Source organism: Streptomyces sp. NPDC059142 (assembly GCF_042755665.1).
GTDB lineage: Bacteria > Actinomycetota > Actinomycetes > Streptomycetales > Streptomycetaceae > Streptomyces.
The window spans coordinates 144207-150311 of record NZ_JBHZDA010000002.1; the positions used below are offsets into that span (position 1 = coordinate 144207).

At 74.5% G+C, this 6105-nt stretch carries 3 protein-coding genes and 1 pseudogene; 2 read left to right on the plus strand and 2 right to left on the minus strand.

The genetic code is table 11. The annotated features are described in order from the left end of the window. The first annotated feature begins 56 nt into the window (after nt 1-56). Nucleotides 57-2279, plus strand: a complete 2223-nt coding sequence (locus ACFXPK_RS01850; protein ID WP_385070675.1) for a 2Fe-2S iron-sulfur cluster-binding protein — start codon at nt 57-59, stop codon at nt 2277-2279. An 89-nt stretch (nt 2280-2368) separates the two neighbouring features. On the opposite strand, the pseudogene ACFXPK_RS01855 reads toward ACFXPK_RS01850, so the two are convergent. Both ACFXPK_RS01855 and ACFXPK_RS01860 read right to left on the minus strand, forming a co-directional pair. Beyond that, nucleotides 2369-2554: pseudogene (locus ACFXPK_RS01855) on the minus strand (hypothetical protein); the annotation flags it as partial. Nucleotides 2555-2573: 19 nt separating this feature from the next. After that, nucleotides 2574-3740 carry a low temperature requirement protein A gene (locus ACFXPK_RS01860; protein ID WP_385070498.1) on the minus strand — a complete coding sequence of 389 codons (1167 nt, stop codon included), beginning with the start codon at nt 3738-3740 and terminating at the stop codon, nt 2574-2576. Between the two features lie 683 nt (nt 3741-4423). Between ACFXPK_RS01860 and ACFXPK_RS01865 the strand changes: the two genes are divergently transcribed. Further along, nucleotides 4424-6105: condensation domain-containing protein (locus ACFXPK_RS01865; protein ID WP_385070501.1), on the plus strand; the 1682-nt coding region annotated here is incomplete at its 3' end.

Here is a 6105-nt window from a genome sequence, read left to right on the forward strand (position 1 = left end):
ATATGCGAAGGAGGTGCCCTCTCGTGATCCCCGAGGCGCACCTGCCGGAGCCACACCTGTCCGGGGCGCACCCGCCCGAGCCGCGCCCCGGCTCCCCCGTCCGCACCCCGCGCCGGCTGACGACGGCGGGCGAGATCGAGGCGGTCGTCGGCCGCCCGGCACCGATGATCATGCTCAAGCAGATCGGCGCCCTGGACGAGGGGTGCCGGACCGTCCTCGCGCGGAGTCCGGTCGCCGCCTTCGGCTACCGGGACGCCGACGGCACCAGCAGAACGACCTTCCTCGGCGGCGCTCCGGGGTTCGTACGCGTCCACTCGCCCACGCGGATCTCGTTCCCGCTGCCCGAGGCGGGCGATCCGTGCGGTCCGGTCTCGTTCTTCTTCCTCCTGCCGGGCGTCGGGGAACTCCTGCGCGTCAACGGCTCGGTGGCCGCGCGCCGGGGCGCCCGGACGACGGTCGACATCGAGGAGGCGTACGTGCACTGCGCGCAGGCCGTCCTGCGGTCCCGCCTGTGGCAGCAGCCGCCCGTACCGGCCGAGCCCGCGGGGCGGGCCGGCGCGCCGACGGGCGACGGGCCCCTGTCCGCCCCCGGCGTCGCCGAGTTCCTGGCCGCGGCGCCGTTCCTCGCGCTGTCCACCTGGGACGCCTCGGGAGGGAGCGACACGAGTCCCCGAGGGGACCGGGCGGCGGCGGTAAGGATCCTGGACGGCCGCACGCTCGTCGTCCCCGACCGCCGGGGCAACAAGCGGGCCGACACGCTCCACAACCTGCTGCGGGACGACCGTCTCTCGTTCGCCGCGCTCGTCCCCGGGCGCAGCGGTGTCCTGCGGGTCCGCGGGCGCGGCGCGCTCACCGACGATCCCGCGCTGCTGGAGACGATGGCGCTGCGCGGGACTCCCCCGCACCTGGCGCTGCTGATCGATGTCGAACACGCCGAGGTGACCGGCAGCGACGCCGTGGCACGCGCACGGCTGTGGTCCCCCGGCACGCATCTGGACCGCGCCACGGCGCCGGACATGATGGCGATGGCGGGGGAGCATCTGGCCGCCAACGCGTCAGGCGCCGAGGGCGCTCCTCCGGCGTTCCTGCTCAAGGTCGTCGGGGCGGTCCCGGGGGTGAGCCGGCTGCTGCGGCTGGTGATGGACCGTGCCTACCGCTCCGGGCTGCGCGAGGAGGGGTACGAGGACGTCGCGCCCGGTACGGACGGCGGGCGCCGCGGCCTCTTCCGCCGGCGTCCCGCCGACGGCGGCGTGGCGGAGAACCCGCTGCGTGAGGTGCGCGTCGCCGAGGTACGCGTCGAGACGCCGAGCGCGGTCACCCTCGTACTGGAGGACGCGGGCGGGAAGCCGGGACGGTTCGACTTCCGGCCCGGCCAGTTCTTCACGCTCGTCGCCGACATCGACGGGCGCACGGTGCGGCGGGCCTACTCGGCCTCGTCGGCGCCCGGGTCCCGGCAGCTCGAAGTCACCGTCAAGCAGGTCGAGGGCGGCCGGTTCTCCACCCATGCGCACCGAGAGCTGCGGGCGGGCGACCGTCTGGCGGTGCGCGGTCCTTCGGGCTCCTTCCACGCGGGGCCACGGCCGCCGGAGGAGATCGTGCTCGTCGCGGCGGGCAGTGGTGTGACGCCCATGATGAGCATGATCCGTGCCCGGCTCGCCGTGCGCGGGGGCCGCGACCGGATCGCGCTGCTCTACAGCAGCCGCGGCGAGGAGGAGATCATCTTCGCCGGGGAGCTGGCCCGGCTGGCGAAGGACCACCCCGACCGGCTCTCGGTCACACACGTGCTGACCCGACGGGACGGGCGGCTCGGCGCGGACGGCGTACACCGGTGGGTCACCGGCCTGTCCACGGCCCCGGACGCCCACTACTACGTCTGCGGTCCCGAGCCGCTGATGGACGCCGTCCAGGGGGTGCTGGCCGGGCTCGGGGTCCCGGACGAGCGGGTGCACCACGAGCGCTTCGCCGGCGCGGCGGACAGCGGGCCCGCCACGGCCGTGCCGCAGCGGATGACCGTCGAGCGGGACGGGCAGACGCTCGGCGAGGTGGTGGTCGAGCCCGGCCAGTCGCTCCTGGACGCGGGGCTCGCCGCCGGGCTGCCGATGCCGTACTCCTGCACGGTGGGGAACTGCGGCGACTGCATGGTGCGGCTCCGCGGCGGAGAGGTCGCGCTGAGCGGCCCGAACTGCCTGACACCGCGGCAGGAAGCCGACGGCTATGTACTGACCTGCGTGGGCTGCCCGTTGTCGGAGGTCGTCCTCGACATCACGGAACAGCCCTGACCACGGGCCGCGTCGACCGCCCGCACGGACCATGCCGTCCGTGCACGGGCCACGGGCCGTCCGCGGGAGGCCGTGCCCGGCGCGGGTGGCTACAGCTCGTGGTCCTGGGCCAGTTCCTCCCAGCGGATGCTCCGGAGCGCGGGATCGGCGTCCTCGCCCGACGGTATGTCCGCGGCCGGCTGGAACCAGGCCACGGTGAGGGCGGAACGGTGCAGTACCGGGTCGAGTTCAGGCGCGACCGCCGTCGAGCGGAAGACGCCGACGCACGCCCCTGGCCTGCCGCCCCCGGGCAGGTCAGGGGTGCCGCGCGAGGGTCACGCCCGCCGCGACCGTCGCCGTCGCCACCAGGCCGGCGGCGGGTACGGCCCAGGCGCCCGCGAAGGTGCAGACGGCCGTCGCCACCGCCGAGAGCGGCAGGACGAGTTGCTGGGCCGGGCCGGTCTTGAAGTGGCGTGCGTGCAGCAGCCAGACCGTGAACGGGAAGAGGGCGGCCGGTACGGTCACCGCGGAGGCGGCGGCGAGTGCGGAGATGCGGGCCTTGCCGACCGCGTGTTCCACGGCCACCTCCAGTCCGGCGCCGATCGCGGCGGCCGAGGCGAAGATCACGAAATGTCCGTAACCCCACTGGAACGCCTGCCGGTTGCCGGTCAGGCGCTCGTGCGCGGGCACCGCGAAGTAGACCCACCAGGCGGCGAAGACGATGAGGACGCCACCGCCCGCGAGGGGCAGCAGTTCGCCGAGAGCCCAGCCCTCGTCCAGGGCCTCCTGGACGGCGACGGTCGTGGCCGACATCGTCTCGCCCAGCACGATCAGGGTGAACAGCCCGTACCGTTCCCCGATGTGGTGGGGGTGCCAGGGCGTCCGGTGGTCCCGCTCCGCGACCACCGGCACCAGGAGTTCGGCCGTGACCCCGACCACGAACAGCCAGTGCTTCAGGGGCTCGGGGGCGGCCAGCAGCGTCACCCACGCGGCCTGGCAGAGCGCCACCCCGGCCGCGTACCGCAGGGCGGTGCGCCGGGCCGGTCCCGCCGGTTCCGACCCGGCCGCCCGGAGCCACTGCGCGGTGAGCGCCACCCGCATCACCAGATAGCCGAGGACGGTGACCGTCCAGTCGTCGTCGACGAAGGCCCGGGGCACACCGGCTGCGTAGACGAGCACCCCGCAGATCTGCACGAGGACCGCGATCCGGTACGGGACGTCGTCGCAGTCGTAGGCGGAGGCGAACCAGGTGAAGTTCATCCAGGCCCACCACACGCCCCAGAAGACGAAGAGATAGCCGACGACCCCGGCGCCCGGGCGTCCCTCCGCGAGGGCGTGCACGAGCTGCGCGCCCGCCTGGGCGACCGCCACGACGAAGCAGAGGTCGAAGAAGAGTTCCAGCGGGGTCGCGGTCCGGTGCGCCTCGGTACGACTGCGCGCGGTCATCCGGCGCAGCGGTCCCGCCGCGGAGGTGGGCGTCATGGGGCCCAGCACACCAGAGGGGCGCGGCGTGCACCGGGAAGGCGCGCTTGTCAAGATGTCCTGAAGGGCACGGTGCCAGGATCGTACGGGCACCACGGGGCGGCCCCGAGGGCCTCACCACGGGGTCGGGACGGGGCATCCGTACGGCCGCCGCGCCGCGCGGCGGAGAGCTGACGCGCCCTCCGCGAGATGCTGTTCCGCCCGCCCGAACGCCGCCGAGCCCGTGGTCAATTGCCACCAGCAACTCCGTCCGGCCGCCGACGGCGGCGCTCAGGACGACCATTGACATGATCAGAATCATGTCCAATCATCATCGAGCCAGCGATGCCGACCAGGTGCCGGTGGCCCGGCGTCCGGTCGGTCGGCACGCAGCAACGCACGCACGCGTACAGCACAGGTACGGGTACCGGCATGCCCGTACGTACGACACCGACAGCTAACTCCACACCGCCACGCACACCCCGCCCGCACACACCACCGCCATGCACACCGCCATGCACACTGACACGCACACTGACACTGTCTGACCCGGGCACGGACACGGAACCACCCGCCGGTGCGTCGACCGCGCCGCGGAGGCGCGCAGCGCTCCCCCGCGTGACGACGACGTCCGCCGGGCCCGTCACACCCACCCGCGCGATCTCACTCCCCCACTGAGCATCCCCCAGGGGAAAGGGCTGGTCTTGTCGGCGATACGCAGCTCCTCGGACACCTCCCACACCACGACCACGGCGCGGCGGCGCGCGATCCGGGCCCCCGGCGGCGGCGAGCCGCACGGGGAGCGGGGGACGCCGGTGCCGCTGTCGCCGACGCAGCAGCGGTTGTGGGTGCTGGCCCAGCGGGAGGGGGGTGGTGAGGCGTACAACGAACCGGTGGCCTTCTCCCTGCGGGGGCCGCTCGACCGTACCGTACTGGGCCGGGCCCTCGACGCGCTGGCCGCCCGGCACGAGTCGCTGCGCACCCGGATCGTCTCCGTGGACGGCGAGCCGTACCAGTGGATCGATCCGCCGGAGACGGGGTTCGGCCTCGTGGTGGAGGATCTGACGGGCCGTCCCGACGCGGAGGCGCTGCTCGCCGCCCGGCGGTACGAGGAGTGCGCGGCGCCGTTCGAGCCGGGCCGGGGCCCGCTGGCCCGCGGGCGGCTGCTGGTGCTGGGCGAGGAGCACCATGTCCTGCTCATCACGGTGCACCACATCGTGTTCGACGGGGCGTCCCGGGACATCATGCTGCGGGAACTCGGCCTGATCCACACCGCGTTGGCGCGCGGCGAGCGGGCCGACTCGGTACTGCCGCCGCTGACCACGCGGTACGCCGACCACGCGGCCCGGCAGCGGCGGTGGCTGGCCGGTGAGGAGCCCGGCGCGGCGCGGGAGTGCGCCGCCCAGAGCGCCTACTGGGCCGGGGCGCTGGCCGACGCCCCGCCGCTGCTGGAGCTGCCGGCCGACCGGCCGCGCCCTCCCGAGCAGGACTTCCGGGGCGGCCGGGTACGGGTCGAGATCGACGCGCGGCTCACCGCGGCGCTGAAGGACCTCGCGCGTCAGCAGGGCGTCACGCTGTACGCGACGCTGCTGACCGGCTGGTCGGTGGTGCTCCGGCATCTCACCCGGCAGTCCGACATCGTTGTCGGAGCGCCGACGGCGAACCGCCGTCGCGGCGATGTCGGCGGACTGATGGGCTTCTTCGTCAACACCCTCGCCCTGCGGATCGACCTCTCGGGCACCCCGACGGGCGGGGACCTGCTGCAACGGGTGCGCGGCACGCTCCGCGGCGCCCTGCACCACAGCGACCTGCCGTTCGAACGGGTGGTGGAGCTGGTCAATCCGCCGCGCAGCCCCGCGTACTCGCCGCTCTTCCAGACGATGTTCGCGTGGGTGCCGTCGCTGCGGGGCCTGCTGGAGCTGCCCGGCGTCGAGACGGAGCCGCTGGACATCCCGCACGCGCCCGCCAAGTTCGACCTGGTGCTGGCGCTGACGGAGGAGGACGGCCGGATCACCGGCGATCTGGACTACGCGAGCGCCCTGTTCGACCACGAGACGGTCGAGCGGTACGCGCGCTACCTGCCCCGGGTGCTGGCGCAGTTGGCCGAGCGGCCCGACCGGGAGATCGCGGACCTCGCCCTCATGGACGCCCGGGAGCGGCGGGAGCTGCTGGCCGGGTGGAGCACGGGTGAGGACCGCCCGGCGGGCCCGGTGCTCTCGCTGGTCGAACGGTTCGAGGCGCAGGTACGCCGCCGCCCCGACGGCGCCGCCCTGGTCGCCGAGGAGGTGCGGCTGGACTACGCGGAGCTGGAGCGGCGCGTCAACCGGCTGGCGCGCGGGGGGGGGGGGGGCGGGGCGGGGGGCGGCGGGGGGGGGGGGGGGGCGGC

What these genes read in the sequence shown, in the direction of transcription:
- ACFXPK_RS01860 (WP_385070498.1), bottom strand. Translation starts at nt 3,740, where the DNA reads ATGACGCCCACCTCCGCGGCGGGACCGCTGCGCCGGATGACCGCGCGC.